General features: G+C 72.0%; 19 protein-coding genes. 5 read left to right on the forward strand and 14 right to left on the reverse strand.

The window, feature by feature from the left end; translation table 11 throughout:
* The first annotated feature begins 64 nt into the window (after positions 1–64).
* Together P0592_RS04715 and sufU are read left to right on the forward strand one after the other, a co-directional pair.
* Positions 65–1069, forward strand: a complete 1005-nt coding sequence (locus P0592_RS04715; protein WP_276273118.1) for an aldo/keto reductase — start codon at positions 65–67, stop codon at positions 1067–1069.
* A gap of 73 nt (positions 1070–1142) precedes the next feature.
* Positions 1143–1565, forward strand: coding sequence for a Fe-S cluster assembly sulfur transfer protein SufU (gene sufU, locus P0592_RS04720; RefSeq protein WP_276273119.1), 423 nt, complete (start codon positions 1143–1145; stop codon positions 1563–1565).
* Here sufU and P0592_RS04725 read toward each other — a convergent pair whose 3' ends face one another.
* The 5 genes from P0592_RS04725 to P0592_RS04745 form a co-directional block, all read right to left on the reverse strand.
* Positions 1566–1748 carry a hypothetical protein gene (locus P0592_RS04725; protein WP_276273120.1) on the reverse strand — a complete coding sequence of 61 codons (183 nt, stop codon included), beginning with the start codon at positions 1746–1748 and terminating at the stop codon, positions 1566–1568. It lies immediately after the preceding gene.
* A 222-nt stretch (positions 1749–1970) separates the two neighbouring features.
* A complete protein-coding gene (locus P0592_RS04730) occupies positions 1971–3998 on the reverse strand; it encodes a heme-binding protein (RefSeq protein ID WP_276273121.1) in 2028 nt (675 codons plus the stop codon).
* A 108-nt stretch (positions 3999–4106) separates the two neighbouring features.
* The gene (locus P0592_RS04735) at positions 4107–4430 is read right to left on the reverse strand and encodes a DUF5783 family protein (RefSeq protein WP_276273122.1); all 324 of its coding nucleotides are present in this window, start codon (positions 4428–4430) and stop codon (positions 4107–4109) included.
* A 47-nt stretch (positions 4431–4477) separates the two neighbouring features.
* On the reverse strand, positions 4478–4711 hold the full coding sequence (locus P0592_RS04740; RefSeq protein WP_276273123.1) for a hypothetical protein: 234 nt from the start codon (positions 4709–4711) through the stop codon (positions 4478–4480).
* Positions 4712–4767: 56 nt separating this feature from the next.
* The gene (locus P0592_RS04745; RefSeq protein WP_276273124.1) at positions 4768–6228 is read right to left on the reverse strand and encodes a RecJ family nuclease; all 1461 of its coding nucleotides are present in this window, start codon (positions 6226–6228) and stop codon (positions 4768–4770) included.
* Positions 6229–6386: 158 nt separating this feature from the next.
* Here P0592_RS04745 and P0592_RS04750 point away from each other — a divergent pair, with 158 nt between their 5' ends.
* On the forward strand, positions 6387–7124 hold the full coding sequence (locus P0592_RS04750) for a PspA/IM30 family protein (RefSeq protein ID WP_276273125.1): 738 nt from the start codon (positions 6387–6389) through the stop codon (positions 7122–7124).
* A 1-nt stretch (position 7125) separates the two neighbouring features.
* Here P0592_RS04750 and P0592_RS04755 read toward each other — a convergent pair whose 3' ends face one another.
* From P0592_RS04755 to P0592_RS04775, 5 genes are read right to left on the reverse strand one after another with little or no spacing between them, the layout of a single operon-like run.
* Entirely contained in the window at positions 7126–8322 is a 1197-nt protein-coding gene (locus tag P0592_RS04755) for an MFS transporter (protein WP_276273126.1), read from the reverse strand.
* Entirely contained in the window at positions 8322–9074 is a 753-nt protein-coding gene (locus tag P0592_RS04760) for a uroporphyrinogen-III synthase (protein WP_276273127.1), read from the reverse strand. Before P0592_RS04760 ends, P0592_RS04755 begins: the two co-directional genes overlap by 1 nt.
* Positions 9074–9880 carry a uroporphyrinogen-III C-methyltransferase gene (gene cobA, locus P0592_RS04765; protein WP_419181115.1) on the reverse strand — a complete coding sequence of 269 codons (807 nt, stop codon included), beginning with the start codon at positions 9878–9880 and terminating at the stop codon, positions 9074–9076. Before cobA ends, P0592_RS04760 begins: the two co-directional genes overlap by 1 nt.
* Positions 9877–11019 (reverse strand): hydroxymethylbilane synthase, encoded by a 1143-nt coding sequence (gene hemC / locus P0592_RS04770; protein ID WP_276273128.1) that lies wholly within the window; start codon positions 11017–11019, stop codon positions 9877–9879. The genes cobA and hemC overlap by 4 nt, the downstream gene beginning before the upstream one ends.
* 55 nt (positions 11020–11074) lie before the next feature.
* Positions 11075–11620, reverse strand: coding sequence for a CDP-2,3-bis-(O-geranylgeranyl)-sn-glycerol synthase (locus P0592_RS04775; protein ID WP_276273129.1), 546 nt, complete (start codon positions 11618–11620; stop codon positions 11075–11077).
* A gap of 140 nt (positions 11621–11760) precedes the next feature.
* Between P0592_RS04775 and P0592_RS04780 the strand changes: the two genes are divergently transcribed.
* Positions 11761–12597 (forward strand): proline dehydrogenase family protein, encoded by an 837-nt coding sequence (locus P0592_RS04780; RefSeq protein ID WP_276273130.1) that lies wholly within the window; start codon positions 11761–11763, stop codon positions 12595–12597.
* A gap of 60 nt (positions 12598–12657) precedes the next feature.
* A complete protein-coding gene (locus tag P0592_RS04785; RefSeq protein WP_276273131.1) occupies positions 12658–13320 on the forward strand; it encodes a DUF502 domain-containing protein in 663 nt (220 codons plus the stop codon).
* Here the strand turns inward: P0592_RS04785 and P0592_RS04790 are convergent.
* The 4 genes from P0592_RS04790 to P0592_RS04805 all read right to left on the reverse strand — a co-directional run bounded on the left by P0592_RS04790 (position 13317) and on the right by P0592_RS04805 (position 17186).
* Positions 13317–14249: a branched-chain amino acid transaminase gene (locus tag P0592_RS04790; RefSeq protein WP_276273132.1), complete on the reverse strand. Its 933-nt coding sequence runs from the start codon at positions 14247–14249 to the stop codon at positions 13317–13319. The genes P0592_RS04785 and P0592_RS04790 overlap by 4 nt on opposite strands.
* A 131-nt stretch (positions 14250–14380) precedes the next feature.
* The gene (gene ribB, locus P0592_RS04795; RefSeq protein ID WP_276273133.1) at positions 14381–15052 is read right to left on the reverse strand and encodes a 3,4-dihydroxy-2-butanone-4-phosphate synthase; all 672 of its coding nucleotides are present in this window, start codon (positions 15050–15052) and stop codon (positions 14381–14383) included.
* Complete coding sequence (locus P0592_RS04800) at positions 15039–15737, reverse strand: CTP-dependent riboflavin kinase (protein WP_276273134.1); 699 nt, start codon at positions 15735–15737, stop codon at positions 15039–15041. The genes ribB and P0592_RS04800 overlap by 14 nt, the downstream gene beginning before the upstream one ends.
* A 156-nt stretch (positions 15738–15893) precedes the next feature.
* On the reverse strand, positions 15894–17186 hold the full coding sequence (locus P0592_RS04805; protein WP_276273135.1) for an outer membrane protein assembly factor BamB family protein: 1293 nt from the start codon (positions 17184–17186) through the stop codon (positions 15894–15896).
* Between the last annotated feature and the right edge of the window lie 111 nt (positions 17187–17297).

Genomic DNA, 17297 nt, shown 5'->3' on the forward strand with positions numbered 1-17297 from the left:
GGCGGCTCCGGCCAGCACCACCGCCGCCGCTCCATTCAAACCGCGGCCGCCCGAACGCCGCGGTATGGCACTCGACGACATCGACCTCGACTACGTCCGACTCGGCGAGACCGGCCTCTCGGTGAGCGAGCTCGCGCTCGGTACGTGGCGGTTCGGCCGCGAGAGCGAGACCGGGAACCTGGAGATCGGCGAGGACCGCGCTCACGACCTGTTGGACGCCTACGAGACCGCAGGCGGGCGGTTCATCGACACCGCCGACGTCTACGGCGGCGGCGACAGCGAGGAGTGGATCGGCGACTGGCTCGCCCACCGCGACCGCGAGGAGTACGTCCTCGCCTCGAAGATCTACTGGCCGACACGTGAGGACGACCCCAACGGCCGCGGCCTCGGTCGGAAGCACATCCGGCGCAACATCGACCTGATGCTCGATCGCCTCGGCACGGACTACCTCGACGTGCTGTACATCCACCGGTGGGACGACGCCACCCCCGCCCGCGAACTGATGCACACGCTGACCGGGCTGGTCGACGACGGGAAGGTGAACTACCTCGGCGCGTCGACGTTCCAGCCCAACGCCTGGCGGGTCGCGAAGGCCAACGAACTCGCCGAGCGCGAGGGCCTGGAACCGTTCACCGTCTCCCAGCCCCGCTACAACCTCGTCAACCGCGAGGTCGAGGGGGACTACCTGGAGATGTGTGACCACTACGGCCTGGGGGTCTGTCCGTGGAGCCCGCTGGCCCAGGGGATGCTCACCGGGAAGTACAGCCGCGAGGACCGCGACGCTGACGCCTCGGCCGGCCGCGACGAGGACTGGAAGGACGCCTACCTCACCGACGAGAACTTCGCGGTGCTTGACGAGGTGCGCGCGGTCGCCGACGAGGTCGACGCCACGCCCGCGCAGGTGGCCATCGCGTGGCTCCAGCACCACGACAGCGTCACCGCGTCGCTGCTTGGCGCTCGCACGGTCGACCAGCTCGAGGAGAACCTCCGGGCCGCCGCCGTCGACCTCTCGGACGACCAGTTCGAGCGCCTCGCGGAGGCCAAGGGCGGCCCCTACGACGACATCTGAGCGGGGCGGCCGCGGAGTGCCACCGGCTCACGCGGAATGTTTTTCCGCGGGAACGGCCTAGGCGTGAGCAGTAATGGGTATCGGCGGCTCCGACATGTACCGGCAGCAGATCCTCGACCACTACAAGAACCCCCGCAACGCCGGGTCCATCGAGGACCCGACGTTCAGCCACGTCGGCGAGAACCCGATGTGTGGCGACGAGATCCGGATGGACGTCGTCCTCTCCGAGGACGAGGAGACCATCGAGCGGGTCGCCTTCGACGGGGACGGCTGTGCCATCTCGCAGGCCTCGGCGTCGATGCTCACCGAGCGCCTGCAGGGGATGACCGTCGAGGAACTGGAGGCACTGGACCGTGACGACATCACGGAGATGCTCGGCGTCGACATCTCGCCGATGCGGGTGAAGTGCGCCGTGCTGGCCGAGAAGGTCGCGCAGGACGGCGCGGAGATCTACTTCGGCGAGAAGGACCTCGACCGGACGACGACCGAGGAGTAGCTACAGCAGCGTCGAGCGCGGGAGATAGCGCGCCCGGCAGGGCTTGCAGGCGACGATGCCGTGGCGGCTCCGGCACTCGCGGTGTTCGTGACACAGTTCGCAGTCGGCGGGTTCGCCACCCTGTCCGTCCGGCCCGAACGGCGTGGTCCGGCGCTCGGCGTTCCGTCGAAGGGTTGCCAACATCTCGTGGCTCGTGCTACGGTCCAGAGACGGATAAATACAAGACCTTACCAATAATCCTCGGTATATTTTACGAACATTCAGCTACTACGGGTAAAGAGACCATATATGTCATAATCGACCACGAGGGAGTGGCCCCGGTGACCGAGCACCCCCGGCCTCGCTCTCCCCGACGGCGGCGTCCCGGCCACACCAGCCCTCCCGACGGCGGGTCTCTCGCCCGCGTCAGGCCAGGAAGACGTGTCGCGGCCGGTCGGCCAGCACGTCCCGGCCCCAGCTCACCGTGTCCGAGAACTCGTCGGAACGGAAGAAGGCCATCGCGTCCTCCTTGCTGTCCCACTGGCTAGCGATGAACATATCGTTCTCGTCCTCGCGGTTGAACAGCAGCGCCGTCTCGCGGTGGCCGTCCATATCCGCCAGCAGGCCGCCGACGGTGTCGAACTTCTCGACGAACTCCGCGCGGTGGTCGGGCTTGACGGTGTAGAACATCCCCATCGTGCCGAAGCCGTCGCCCTCGCCCTGTCGGCGGACGACCCCCGGAAGGTCCGTGAGGTACTCGCTCGCCGTCCCGGCGGCGTCCTCGGTGTCCCACAGCGATGCGACGGCGGCGGTCCCCGAGTCGGGGTCGGTGTAGACGCTCGTCCGGACGTGCGTGTCGTAGCGCTCGAACGCCGACCGGAGGTCCGCCACCTCCTCGGCCAGTTCGTCGGGGTCGGCCTCCGAGTAGACCACCAGCGCGTAGACGTCTTCGCCGTGGGGCTGGCCGGCGTAGACGCCCGCTGACTCCAGTTGCTCGCGGATCGACTGCGAGGAGGCGGCCGCGGCCGCCTCGTCGCCGTCGGCGGCCCCGTCTCCCGAGACGGCGTCCGCCTCGCCCAGCGGCCCGCCGACCCGCTCCTCGACGCCGTCGAGGTCCGAGAGGAACCCCGCGGCCGTCTCGGCGGCCTCCTTGGCGGTCCAGACGCTGACGGCGAAGGTCTCGCCGCCCTCGGCCCGCACCGTCGTCAGGACGTGGCGGTCGTAGTGGTCGAAGCTCTCGCCCAGTTCCTCGGCCTCCTCGACCAGGTCCTCGGCGTCGGCCGACGAGCGGAACACGAGCGCGTAGTCGCCCGCGTCGTAGTCCTCGCCCTCCGAGAGGCCGAGCCGGCCGACGCGCTGGGCGGCGTCGTCGACCTCCTCGAAGTCGGCGGAGACGTCCGGGCGGCCGCCGCCGTGCCCGTCGTCCGCGTCGCCGTCGTCGTCCCCGTGCTCGGCCGTCTCGCCGTGGCGCTCCGCCGCCGGGTGGTCGGCGTCGGCGGGGTCGTCGCCGTGCGGGTGGTCCCCCTGCCCGGCGCTGCCGGGGTGTGGACCGCCGCGTTCCTCCGCGTCGCCGCCGCTCGTGGGCGCGTGGCCGCCGTCGCCCTCGGCGTGGGCCGCCGCGACCGTCTCGTCGCCGCGGGGGCCGACCGACCCGGCCCCGCCGTCGGTGGGCACCCGCTGGCCGGACAGCACCGCCGGCAGGTCCGCCGGGTCGAACTTCCGCCCGACGTAGAAGGGGCCAAAGTCGGCGAACTGGGAGGTCGAGGGGTCGAACCGCATCTCCGTCAGCAGGTCCTTGATGGCGGTCATGTCCTCGCTCCAGAGGGTGATCCCCCACTCCCAGTCGTCGAAGCCGACGGAGCCACAGATCATCTGGTTCACGTCGCCGCCGTATCCGCGGCCGATGTCGCCGTGCCGTTTGATGTGGGCCGCTCGCTCCTCGAAGGAGGTGTCGTACCAGTTCTGGTCGGGCTGGCGGCGCTTGCTCATCGGGTAGAAGCAGACGAACTCCTCGTCGGGCACGTCCGGGTGGAGCCGCGCTTGGATGTACTGGGCCAGCCCCGAGTCGTCGTCGACCTCGCCCTCGAAGTACTCGCGGGACTTCTCCGTGTAGCCCGAGGCCTCCGTCACCGAGACGTAGGAGAACGACCGCTCGGTGAACCGGGCCAGTTCCGTCTGCTCGAAGTGCCGCTCGGCGGCGTCCAGATCGGCCATCGTCGGCCGCAGGTGGAGGATCAGCAGGTCGGCCTTGTGGCCGAGTACGGTGTAGACGGCCGTCTGCCCCTCCCGTGCGTCCTCGACGGCCTCGTAGGCCGAGAGGAACTCGACGCCCTCGGAGAGCGCCCGCTCCCGGACCCGCTGGGGGGCGTCGCGCCAGGCGTCCCAGTCGACGGTCCGGCAGTCGTGTAGTACGTACCACCCTTCCTCCGTCTGCGGTGGCTTGCGCTGGTCCATGTCCGGGCGTTGCGCTTCGACGGTAAGGAACCTTCCCATATCAGAGGGCGAGGCTCGTGAGCGGCACCGCGCGGGCCGGGACGCGGGTCCCGACGGCAGACCGCGCCGTCACTCCGTCTCGACGCCGAACACGCGGTGGAGCTCCGACTCGATCTCGGCGACGTACGCCTCCAGGACCGTCGAGACCTTCTCGTCGTCGGCGACGACCGCCGTCAGCCGGTCGGTGGGGTCCGCCGGGAGTTCGACGTAGAACCCCTCGCGCTCGTCGTAGAAGGGCTCGGACTCGTCGAGGATCTGCTGGTCGATGGCGTGGACCAGCTCGGAGTCGTAGGTGTCGTTCATCCGCTCGAAGGCGTTCTTGTACGCCTTCTGGAGTTCGGGGAAGTAGTTGGCGTACTTGTCCTCGAACTTCGCGGGGTCGAAGTCGGTCATACGCGGAAGTCAGCGGGCCGACGATAAAGAGTGTCCGGACTCGCGGCCTACGGTCGCGTCGTCCGGGCGTCCCGCTTCGGGAGGTAGACGACGAGGTAGGTGACGAAGGCGACGCCGAAGATGCCGCCCAGCACGAGGTAGACGCGGACGTCCAGCCCCAGCAGGATGGCCACCAGTTCCTCGATCGTGGCCCGCGGGTCGGCGAAGCCGAACGTCTCGGTGTACGCGAGCACGGCGGCGACGACGACCAGTGCGAGGTCGAACCAGCCACGCCTGTCCATTCGTCACCCCCTCGTCGGTGTGGGGGTTTAGCTCTTGTTGCCAGTCGTCAGCTGGCTTACGAGAGCTGGTCGGCCACCACGTCGTCGGCGGCCGCGACGAACGCCTCCGTCTCGCCGGCGGGGATGGTCGCCCCGGCGGCGATGTCGTGGCCGCCGCCGTCGCCGCCGACCGACTGGGCGGCCTCTCGCATCACTACCGAGAGGTCGACGCCGCGGCCGACGAGCGGGCCGGTCGCCCGCGCGGAGACCTTCCGCTCGCCGTCGGCGTCGGCGAAGGCGACGATCGGCTTGTCGGCGTCGACGCCGTCGGTCCCGAGCGCCATCCCCGCGACGATGCCGACGATGGTCTCGCGGACGGCGTCGCCGGCGTCGAAGTACTGGACGTGCTCGGCCTGGGTGACGCCCCGCTCCTTGACGAGGTCCAGCCCCTCCGAGAGGTTCCGGCGGTGGGTCGCGAGCAGTTTCCGGGCCCGTTCGAGCGGGGCCGCGCGCTCGCCGAGACAGACCGCCAGTCCCACGTCGGCGCGCTCGTAGCGGGCGGTGGCGTTCAGCAGCGTCGAGAACTCGCTCGCGTCCCGCAGTTCGGTGCCGCTTGGCTCGTCGGTCAGCGTGTAGGTCGTCCCGACCAGCGACTGGATCTTGTCGGCCGGGACCCCGCGCTGGACCGCGCGCTGGACCAGCGCGCTGGCGACGGTCTGGCGCTCGTCGTCGGTCAGGTCCGCCCACGTCCGCCACTCGCCGTCCCGTCTCAAATCTAGCCCCAGCTCCTCGAGGAATCGAGTCGCGCCGGCCTGGTCGTTCGAGATCCCGGGGATGGGGACCTCGGTGGCGTACTCCAGCAGCTTCGGGAGCGGGCGGGTCTGCTTGCCGTACAGCGTGAGGTCGGTGCCCTCCTCCAGGACGCCGGCGGCCGACCCCTCCTCGACGATGCCGGCGTTCGCGCCCACGAGTTCGCCGCCGACGGCCTGCATGTCGCCGACCGCGCCCACGACGGCCAGCGCGGCCAGGTCGCGGTTGTCGCCGTCGGCGGGTTCGAGCGCCCGCGCCAGGACGTAGGCCGCGCCCGCGCCCGACAGTTCCGACGCGCCGTCGAGGCCGACCAGGAGCGGGTTGCAGTGGTGGTCGAAGTCGGCGTAGCCGTCGGTCTCGCGGACCGCGTCCGGGTGGCAGCCGGCGGGGTCGGCCGGCTGGTGGTGGTCGGCGACGACGGCCTCGAAGTCCCCGCGAGCGACGTGCTCGGAGATGACGTCGAGTTGCCCGGAGCCGAAGTCGGTGAACAGCACCGTGTCGTACTCGCGGGCGGCGATGCTTTCGATCTCGTCGGCGTCCAGTTGCTTCTTGAACACCGTCTCGACGGGGATACCGGCCCGCGCCAGCGCCGTCGTGGCGACGGCGGCGCTGGTCAGCCCGTCGGCGTCGATGTGGGAGGCGAGCAACACGCGGTCGGCCGCCCGGAGCCGGTCGGCACAGGCTGACGCGCGGTCGGCGAGCGCCGGGACGGGGGCGGAGCCACTCATCGTCACCGGGTAGGTGCGCCCCCGGATAAAAACCCTCAGTCGCGGGGGCACCGGCCGCGCCGTTAGTGTTATCTCTCTGTCACTCGTAACGACCGTATGTTCTCCGGCACACCCGCCGCGGTCGCGTCGCCGACAACCGCTCCCGCGGAGGGCCGACGATGAGCCTCCTCGGACGGCTCGCGTACACGATCCGTGCGAAGCTGAACGCGCTGCTGAACCGGGCCTCGGACCCGAGCGCGGAGCTGGACTACTCCTACGAGGAGCTGCGCGACGAACTCCAGAACGTCACGCGCGGGGTCGCCGACGTGACCACTCAGAAGAAGCGCCTGGAGATCCACCGCCGTCGCCTCCGCGAGAACGTCGAGAAGTACGACGGCCAGGCCCGCGAGGCGATGCGGGCCGACCGGGAGGACCTCGCGCGGAAGGCGCTGGCGAAGAAACAGACCCACGTGGGCCAGATCGCAGACCTCTCGGACCAGATCGACGAGCTCCAGGCCACCCAGGACCGGCTGGTCGGCAAGCGCGCCGAGCTGGCCAGCCGCATCGAGCAGTTCCGCACGGAGAAGGAGACGATGAAGGCCCGCTACGAGGCCGCCGAGGCCTCCGCCCGCGTCGCCGAGGCGTTCACCGGCGTCGGCGACGAGATGGCCGACGTGAGCCGCGCCATCGAGCGGGTGAGCGAGCGGACCGAGCGGATGGAGGCCCGCGCCGCCGCCCTCGAGGAGCTGGAGGAGAGCGGGCAGCTGGAGTCGGTGCTCGACGAGGGCGACGACGTCGAGCGGGAGCTGGACCGCCTCTCGAACGAACGGGCCGTCGAGTACGAGCTCGAACGGCTGCGCGGCGAACTCGGGGAGGGAGCCGAGGCGGGCGAGCCGGAGCTCGAACCGACCGCGTAAGTCACGCCGTCCGGCGGGCCACGACGGCGACGAAGGCGACGCCGACGCCCACGCCGGCCGCCAGCAGCAGCCAGCCCGCGCGGTAGGAGACGGTGTCGGCCAGCCAGCCGAAGGCCGGCGGGGCCAGCAGCGCGCCGGCGTTGAGCGCGGTCTGCCCGCCGGCGGTCGCGGCTCCCACCTCGTCGGCCGGGACCAGCGCCGTCAGGCAGGCGTAGTAGAGGCCCGTGAAGCCGAGGACCGTCGCGCCGACGCCGACGACCAGCGCGAGCGCGACCGGCCGCGGGAGCTCCGGCACCGCCAGCGCGGCCAGCAGCGCGGCCCCCAGCGCGGCCTGTCCGAGCAGGACCGTCGCGTTGGCGCGGGCCTCGCCGGCCTCGCGGCGGTCGGCCAGCGCGCCGGCGGCGACGCGGCCCGCGCTGCCGGCGACCTGCATCGCGGCGAACGCGAGGCCCGCGACGGCGACGGAGACGCCGACGGCGTCGGTCAGGTACAGCGTCGCGTAGCCGACCGTCGTGAACAGCGCGGCCCCGAGGAAGAAGCCCGCGGCCGAGAGCGCGACGTACGGGCCGTTCGCACCGAGGCCGCGGACGTCGGGGAGCCGCCAGGCGTCGCCGGGCGCGCCGCGGTAGCCGGCGGCGAAGACGGCGGCCGCGACCAGGGCCGCCCCGCCGGCGACGAGGAACCCGAGGTTCCACGCGCCGACCGACGGCGCGACGCTGACGACGAGGACGGCGGCGACGCCGCTACCGCCGGTGACGCCCACCTGCTTGATCCCCATCGCCCGCCCCCGGAGCGCCGGTCCGACGCTGGTGACGATGGCGCGGTTGGTCGCCGGCATCGCGGTCGCGTAGGCGGCCCCGAGGAAGACGGCCGCGACCAGCAGCGTCGGGAGCCCGTCGGCGAGGCCGACGCCCGCGACGCCCGCGCCCAGCGCGAGGAGGCCCGCGACCATCACCGGCTTCTCGCCGACGCCGTCGACGGCCGCGCCGACGGGGAACAGCGCCACCGTGTACCCGAGCGTCGCCGCCGTGACGACGACGCCGACGAGAAAGCGCGAGAGGTCCAGGCGGGCCTGGAGCAGCGCGGTCCCAGCGAACAGCGCGTAGAAGCAGGTGCTGGCGACGACCTGCCAGGCAGTCACCAGCCCCAGCGGCCGGGCGACGCTCGCGAACCCGCTCTCCGACGGTTCGGCCGCCATCAGTCGCGGTGGGTCGGGGCCGCCGCCTCGACCACTTCGCAGGCCAGCGTCTCGAAGTCAGCGCGGTCGGGGACGACGGTGACCGCGATCCCGTGCTCCTCGGCCGTCTCCCTGGTGGGCTCGCCGATCGCGCCGACGGTCGCGTCGCTGAGGCCCTCGATCGCCGCCTCGCGGACGCCCCGCTCGTCGGCCGCCGCCAGGAAGTGCTCGACGGTCAGCGAGGAGGTGAAAAGCGCCGCGTCCAGCTCGCCGTCGGCCGCCAGCTCGGCCGACTCCCCGCTGTCTGCGGGCCGGACCAGCCGATAGAGGACGGTTTCGTGGACGTACGCGCCGGCCGCGTCGAGCCCGTCGGTCAACACGGCCGAGCCGTGGTCCGAGCGGGCCACCTCGACGCGAGCGCCGTCGACGTCACCGTCGAGCGCGTCGACCAGTCCCGCGGAGGAGAACTCCTCGGGCACCACGTCGACGGCGTAGCCGGCCTCCCGGAGCGCCGCCGCGGTGGCGTCCCCGATGGCACACACCGTCGCCGTCCCGGGGTGCCAGTCGGCCTCGGCCGCGAGTTCGACGCCGGTCTTGCTCGTCAGGACGACGTAGTCGGCGTCGGTCCGGGGGACGGCCTCGGTCGGTTCGACGGCGAGCATCGGATCGGGGACCGGGTCGGCACCGAGCGACTCCAGCAGTTCGACGGCGGCCGCGAGGCGCTCGTCGTCCGGGCGGAACGCCGCGACCCGCAGGCGCGGCTCCTCGCGCATCACGCGCCCTCCAGGAACTCGACGACGCGCTCGCGCTGGCCGGCCACGTCGCCGATGACGGTGATCGCGGGCGGTTCGATCCCCTCGCTGTCCCGCACGTCGACGATCGTCTCCAGGGTGCCGGTCGCGACCCGCTGGTCGGGCCAGGTCGCCCGCTCGACCAGGGCGACGGGCGTGTCGGGGGCCATCCCCGCCGCCCGCAGCGCGGCGGTGTAGTCGGGCAGTTTGCCGACGCCCATCAGGACGACGATGGTGCCGCCGGTGGCCGCCAGCGCCGCCCAGTCGACGGCCGATTCCTCCTTGGTCGGGTCCTCGTGGCCCGTGACGAACGAGACCGAGGAGACGTGGTCGCGGTGGGTCACGGGGATGCCGGCGACCTCCGGGCCGGCGATGGCGCTCGTGATGCCCGGCACCACCTCGAACGGGATCCCGTGCTCGGCGAGGTGGACCATCTCCTCGCCGCCGCGGCCGAAGACGGTCGGGTCCCCGCCTTTCAGCCGGACGACCGTCTCGCCCGCCTCGGCGAGTTCGACCAGCCGGGCGTTGGTGTACTCCTGTGGCGTCCACTCGCCGCCTGCCCGCTTGCCCACGTCCTCGCGTTTGGCCTCGGGGATCAGGTCCAGGATCTCCGGCCCCGGGAGCTTGTCGTGGAGCACCACGTCGGCCTCCTCCAGCAGCCGGCGGGCCTTCACCGTCAGCAGGTCCGGGTCGCCGGGGCCGGAGCCGACGAGGTACACCTTACCGGCCGCGTCCGCCGAACCGGTCGCGCCACCCTCGGCGTCGGGATCGACGGCGTCGTCGCTCACGTCTCGTCCTCCTCGCGGGCGGTCGCGGCGTCGTCGTCGGCCGCGCCCGACTCGCGTTTCGCCTCGGCGATGAGGTCGTCGGCCCCCTCCTCGGCGAGGTCGGCCGCGAGGTCCTGTGCGGCCGAGACGTGGCGTTCGACGGGGAGGTCGCGGGTCGCCTCGACGGCCTCCTCGCCGTCACGGGAGAGGACCCGGACCACCGTCCGGACGGCCCCGCCCTCCAGGGAGGCGAACACGCCGATGGGTGCGACACAGCCCCCGCCCAGCTCCGCGAGGACGGTCCGCTCGACGGTCGTCTCGACGCGGGTCCGGGCGTGGTCGATCCGCTCGTGGATGGTCTCGGCGAGGTCGCCGTCGACGACCGTCACGGCGAGCGCCCCCTGGCCCGGCGCGGGGACGAACCGCTCGGGGTCGAGTTCGACCGTCTCGACGTGGTGCGAGAGGCCCGCGCGGTCCAGGCCGGCCTTCGCGAGGACGATGGCGTCGTACTCGACGTCGGGCTCGCGCTCCAGCGCCCGCCGCTCCAGTTCCGCGAGGCCGTCGAACCACGCCTCGACGTCCCGGTCGTAGGGGAACTCGTACTCGTCGTCGTCGACGTGTTCCTTGCGCTCCTGTTCGGCCTCGTGTCGCTCCTGGTGTTCCCGCTGCATCGTCGGCGCGAGCAGCTTCTCCACGCGGGTGTCGACGTTCCCCCGGAGGGGCTCGACCTGCAGGTCCGACCGTTCGGCCAGCAGCTGGGCCTGTCGGCGGAGGCTGGAGGTGCCGACGACGGCCCCCTCCGGCAGGTCGGCCAGCGCCGTCCCCTCGGGCGTCACCAGCACGTCCGTCGCGGCCGCGCGCTCGGGGACGCCGGCGACGACGAGGTCGTCGGGCCGCTCGGTCGGCATGTCCTTCATCGAGTGGACGGCGGCGTCCAGTTCCCCCGCGAGCACCTTCTCGTCGAGGCTGCGGACGAACGCGCCGGTCTTGCCCAGCCGGTGGATCAGCTCGTCCCGGAGCTGGTCGCCGGTGGTCTCGACCTCCTCGAGTTCGACGGTCCGGCGTCGGCTCGACAGCTGGTCCCTGACCGTCGCCGCCTGCCGCAGTGCGAGGTCCGACCCCCGCGTCGCAAGTCGTAGCGTGTCCCCGCGCGTGGTCATACCCGCTCTTTCGACGGCGGGCTGTGAAAAGGGCATCACTTCCGCCGGCGGACGCTCACCACGGTTCGTCTTTCAGCCCGAGCGCGTACGCGATGGCGTTGGTCCCGACGTGCAACAGCGGGGTCACCACCAGCACCGCGGCGACGACCGGGAGCGTGAACGTCTCCCCCGCCCACCCCGGCGCGAACAGGAACGCACAGGCAAGCGCCCCGACGACGAAGTCCAGCTGGTCCAGTCCCGGGAACGCCGCACCGCGCTCGCGCCCGCTCCGGCGCTTGAGGAAGGAGGCCCCGATGTCGCCCAGCATCGCCCCCAGCGCCAGGCCGACGCCGGCCGGGAGCGGGAACGACGGCAAGGGGAGCCCCAGCAGATCGCTGACGGCCGGCGCGACCGCCGAGAGCGCCAGCGCCAGCGCCGTCCCGGCCAGCGTGCCGGCGAGCGTCCCGCGCCACGTCTTCCCGTCGCCCAGCAGCCGCGCGTCGCCGAGGGTCCGCCCGCCGTCGATGGGCCGACCGCCGCCGGCCAGCACCGCTGCGTTGTTCGGCACGTACGCGGGTAGCATCGCCCACACGCCCGTCGCGACGACCGCGAGTAGGTCCATATCGCCGGCGTCTCCCGCCGGTGGCTTAATCGGTGTGGCTCCGCGGCGTCGCCGTCCCCCGTCCACGGCCGCCGAGCGTCCGCGCGACCGCCCGGAAACACGGGCAACGTTCAAGCCCGGCGGGTGGTAAGCTAGTGGCTATGTTGCCGCCACTCGCGAGCCGGTTCGTCGCCGGAGAGTCCGCGGCCGAGGTCCTCGAACACGCCCGACGGACGAACGAGCGCGGCGTCGGGGTCATCTGCAACCGCCTGGGCGAACACTACCACGAGCGCGGCCCCGCCGACGCCGACACGGCGGCCTACGAGCGGCTCGTGGCCGACATCGGGGCCAGCGACCTCCGGGCCTGCGTGTCGGTCAAACCCTCCCAGCTCGGCCTGCAGGTCGACGAGGGGCTGTTCCGGACGAACCTCGGCCGGGTCGTCGACGCCGCGGCGAGCCACGGCGTCTTCGTCTGGATCGACATGGAGGACCACACGACGACGGACGCGACGCTCGACGCCTTCGAGGCGGAGGCCCGCGACCACGCCGGCGGCGTCGGCGTCTGCGTGCAGTCGAACCTCCGGCGGACCGCCGACGACCTCGAACGCCTGGCCGACGTGCCCGGGAAGGTCCGGCTGGTGAAGGGCGCGTACGACCCGCCGGCCGACGTCGCGTATCGGGACAAGGCCCGCGTCAACGAGGCCTACCGATCGGACCTGGAGTTCATGTTCCGGGAGTTCGACGACGGCGTCGCCGTCGGCAGCCACGACCCGGCGATGCTGACCCACGCCGCCGACCTCCACACCCGCTACGGCACCGACTACGAGGTCCAGATGCTGATGGGCGTCCGGACGGACGCCCAGTACGACCTCGCCGGCGCGGTCGACGTCTGGCAGTACGCTCCCTACGGCTCCGAGTGGCCCGCGTACTTCTGGCGACGGGTGATGGAGCGCAAGGAGAACGCGCTGTTCGCGCTCCGGGCGCTCGCCGGTGCCTGATACCGGTCGCCGGGGAGTCGAAACGAAAGCGCTCATAATCCGGGCGCGGTAGACAGAGATATGGCCTCGTCCTCGTCGTGGAAGCGTGACTTCGCCAGCGGGCTCATCATCCTCCTGCCGGTCATCGTCACGCTGTACGTCATCGTCTACCTCTACGGCATCATCGCCTCCGCGGCGTTTTTCATCCCCGCCATCGACGCCCAGCTGCTCGCCGACCTGCTGGGGATCCCGACCGGCGACGTCACCGCCCGCGCCGTCGAGTTCGCCCGCGTCGCCGTCGCGCTGGTGCTTTTCATCCTCATCGTCTTCTCTGTCGGCTACCTGATGCGGACGGCCTTCGGCGACGTGGTCGAGCGGGCCATCGACGACGTGATGAACTACGTGCCCGGCCTGCGGGTGGTGTACAACGCCTCGAAGATGGCCGTCGAGACGGCCGTCTCCGGCACCGAGGAGCTCCAAAAGCCCGTGAAACTGGAGGTGTGGGACGGGATGCGGATGACCGCGTTCAAGACCGGGCAGACGACCGACGACGGGCGGGACGTGCTCTTCCTGCCGACCGCGCCGAACATCACCACCGGGTTCGTCATCGAGGTCGAGCCCGGCGACTACGAGGAGACCGACGAGCGCGTCGAGGACGCGCTGACGCGCATCCTCAGCGCCGGCTTCGGCGACACCCACGAGGGCGACAGTCCGATCCCGATGGCGAGCAGCGACGAGGACTAGACGTAGCGGAACCACTCCTCGCGGTCGCCCGACTCCACGAGGTCGAAGAAGGCCGTCTGGATCTCGTCGGTGACGGGGCCCTTGGTCCCCTCGCCGATGACGTTGTCGTCGACGCTGCGGATCGGCGTGACCTCCGCGGCGGTGCCGGTGAAGAACAGCTCGTCGGCGGTGTACAGTTCGCCCCGCGAGATGGTCGCCTCGTCGTGGACCTCGTAGCCGCGCTCCTCGGCGAGTTCGATGGCCGTCTGACGGGTGATGCCGTCGAGGATCGACTCCGCCAGCCCCGTGGTGTAGATCTCGCCGTCCCGGACGAGGAAGATGTTCTCGCCCGGTCCCTCGGCGACGTTGCCCTCCTTGTTGAGGACGATCGCCTCCGTGTAGCCGTTGCCCTTCGCCTCCAGCGACGCGAGGACGCTGTTGACGTAGGTCCCGGTCGTCTTGGCGTTCGTGGGGATCTGACTGGAGGAGTACTTGCGCCACGAGGAGACGGCGACGTCGACGCCCTCCTCTAGGGCCTCCTCGCCCAGGTAGGCACCCCACGGCCAGACGCCGATGGCGGTCTTGATCGGTGCCTTGCTGGGGTTCAGCCCCAGCGGGCCGTAGCCGTAGAAGGCGATGGGCCGGATGTAACACGACTGCAGGCCCTCGCGACGGATGAGTTCCTCCGTGGCCGCGGTGAGCTCCGCGGGCTCGAACGGGATGTCGATGTCGTAGACCTTCCCGGAGTCGTAGAAGCGCTCGAGGTGGTCCTCCCAGCGGAAGATGGCCGGCCCCCGCTCGGTCTCGTAGCAGCGGACGCCCTCGAAGACGCCGGTCCCGTAGTGCAGCGCGTGGGTCAGCACGTGGATCCGGGCGTCCTCGAAGTCGACGAACTCCCCGTCGAGCCAGAGTTCGTCGACGCCCTCGAACATCTCGGGGCGGTCGCTCACGCCGTCTCCCCCCGCTGTGTGCGGCGACTCCGCTCGGTACCGGCCGGTGTCTCGGCTGTCATACCTACCCAATTGAATCCCTCGGTTAAGAGTGTTGACGGTCCGTGTCGGCGGCTCACACGCCGGGGCCGCTACCGCAGCGCCGCAAGCAGGCTCGCGCCCTCGACGTAGACTAGGCCCTCCCGGTCGGCGTAGGCCCGCGCGGCCGCCGGCGGGAGCGCGCCGCCGGTCTCGTCGTCGAGCATCTCACAGACCACGGCGGCGGGTGGCCGGTCGGCCGCCGCGGCGAGCGCGATCCCCAGTTCCGTGTGGCCCTCGCGGTCGGCCAGCAGGTCCGGGGCCGCCCGCAGCAGGTGGACGTGGCCGGGCGCGCGGAACCGCTCGGCGAACGCCTCGGGGTCGGGGTCGGCGGCGACCGCGGCGAGTTCGCGGATGGTCAGCGCACGGTCCTCGTCGGTGATGCCGGTGAAGGTGTCGCGGTGGTTGACCGTGATCGAGAACGAGGAGCGCTCGTCGTAGCCCAGGTCGTGATCGGCCGCCGCCGGGTGGTCCAGCGTCTCCCGGACGAACGGGAGGTCGAGCGTCCCCGCGACGCCGTCGGAGAGGGCCACACAGACCAGGCCGCCGGCGTCGTTGCGCAGCCGGGCGACGGCGTCGGGGTCGACCGCACCCGCGGGGTAGACGAGGTCCGTCTCGCCCTCCCGGTCGGCGGCGTCGTGGATCAACACGGGTTCGCCGCGGGCGAACGCCCGCACCGCGTCGGCGGCGGTCTCGGTGTCCACGGCGGGCTCACTCCGAGACATGGACGATCACCTCGTCGCCGTCGGCGAGGCCGAGCACGTCTCGGAGCTTCTCCGGAGCGATGACCTCCAGCTGCTCCTCGCCGTGGTGGGTCCGCTCGGGCGCGATGACGTGGGCGGGCTCGTACTCGCCGTCGCCGCTCTCGACGGAGGCCGGGTAGCAGTACGCCGGCCCGTAGGTCCGCTCGTCGTCCTCCCAGCCCTCGATGGTGACCGGTTCGACCGCGCCCAGACGCGCCCGCCGGCGGACGCTGTCCTCCGTGAGCTCGAGGTTCAGCGTCCCCGCGAACGGCTCGTACCCCAGCTTGTCGATGAACTGCTCCATGTACCCCGGGAGCGTGATGTAGTGGCGGCCCTCGCCCATCCCCGAGGTGACGACGCCGTTCAGGTGGACGCTGGCGTCGGTCTCGAAGATGCGGCGGTAGTCGGCGTACTCCGACTGGAGGCGGCGCTCGCCCGCGTCGGTGACGGTGACGTCCTGCCCGTCGCTGACGATGTCCCGGTCGAGCAGACCCGCGTCCTCCAGCCGCTGGAGCCGCCGTGACGCCGTCTGGTTCGACGCGTCCAGCCGCTCGGCCAGCGCCGCACAGGAGACCCGCGTCGCCCCGTCCAGCGCGCCGTCGAGCGCCAGCAGCTTCAGCGTCGCCAGCTCGTCGTGTCCGACGACCTGTCCCGTTGATTCGGCCATACGCGTCGGTTGGGGTCGCCCCCGGATAAGCGTACCGAATGTGTGATGCGCCTCAGAAATGGAAACGTAGAGAAACGGGGGAGCCGTTGTCGCCCCTCCGGCGACACGTGATCGTCCGGGCGGGAACGACGTGAGAGTTGCGCCGCACACGTTCGGTCAGCGGAGTGCGGCGAGGTGGTCGCCCCACGCGGTGTAGAGCGTCCCGTCGACCAAGACTGGGAGCGGCTCACCCGACCAGCGATCCCCGACCGTCCAGCGTTCGCTGCCGTCCGCCGTCGAGAGCGCGCGGAGGGTCCCGTCCAGCGACCCGGCGTACAGCGTCGCCCCGTCGACGACCGGGCCGTCGTAGAACCCGTCGACGTACTGCCGATCCTCCCGGCCGTGGAACGCCGTCCACCGCCGGTCGCCGCCGACGGAGAACGCCGCGACGTCGCCCCGTCCGCCGACGCCGTACACCGTCTCGCCGTCGGTCGCCAGTCGCCGGACCGAGGCGTCGGCGCGCCAGCCGCGGTCACCGTCGCGCCCCACCGCGTAGAGAGTCCCGTCGACAGTGGCGAAGGCGGCACACGGGGTCGCCAGGACACGGGCCGGAGCCGTGTCCTCGCCGTCCTGCAGGGTCCGGGTCCAGGCGACGGCCCCCGTGTCCGTGGCGACCGCGACCAGCGACCCCGACGGCGTCACGTAGTGTGCCCGGCCGTCCGCCCACGAGAGCCGCGACGCCGCCCGGGCCGGCGTCTCGACCCGCCAGCGCGTCCCGCCCGTCCGGTCCAGCGCCAGGAGCGCGTCGGGCGCGTTCACGCCGTCGACCGCGACGAGAACCCCGTCCGGCGTCGGCCGGACGGCCGAGGGCTCGCCCCGCGGCGACCGCGTCCACCGCTCGCGTCCGTCGGCGGCGTCGAGCGCGCGGACCGTCGTCTCGTCGACGACGAGGACGAGGTCGCCGGCGACCCGCGGGACCGAGGGTTCGCCCGGGACGGCCGTCCGCCACCGCTCGCGGCCGTCGGCGGCGTCGTAGGCGGCGACGTGCTGGCGCTCCGGCGTCGGCTGGCTCGCGCCCGGGCGGGCCACCTCGGCGACGTAGACGACGCCGTCGGCGACGACGGGCCGGGTGAACGCGACGGCCACCTCCCGGTCCGGACTGCGGACGTCCCAGACGGTGTCCGGGGCTTCGGTCGGGCCCGTCTCTCCGGGCGCGTAGTTCGTCCCGCCGACAGACCCGTCGGGGAGCGGCCACCCGCTCTCCGGGAGCGGACCGGGACCACAGGACAGCGCGTCCGGGTCGGCGGCGTCGGTCGGCGTCGCCGTCTCGGTGGCCGTCACCGTGTCGGTGGCCGCCTCGTCGGTCGCCGTCGCCGTGTCGCTCGGGCCGTCGCCGACGGCCCCGCACCCGGCGAGCGCGGGGACGGCGAGGGCTCCGCTGCGGAGGAGCTGGCGTCTGGAGGGCGACATATCCGACGGTGTTCGGTGGCCCCCCGAAAAGGTCTTGTGTCGCCCGTGCCGCTCGGTACGCCACCAGCGCGTCCCGCTCCCGAGACCACCTTTTTCCGCTCGGACCTCTCG

Origin of the sequence: Haloarcula litorea, assembly GCF_029338195.1 — an archaeon.
GTDB classification, from domain to species: domain Archaea; phylum Halobacteriota; class Halobacteria; order Halobacteriales; family Haloarculaceae; genus Haloarcula; species Haloarcula litorea.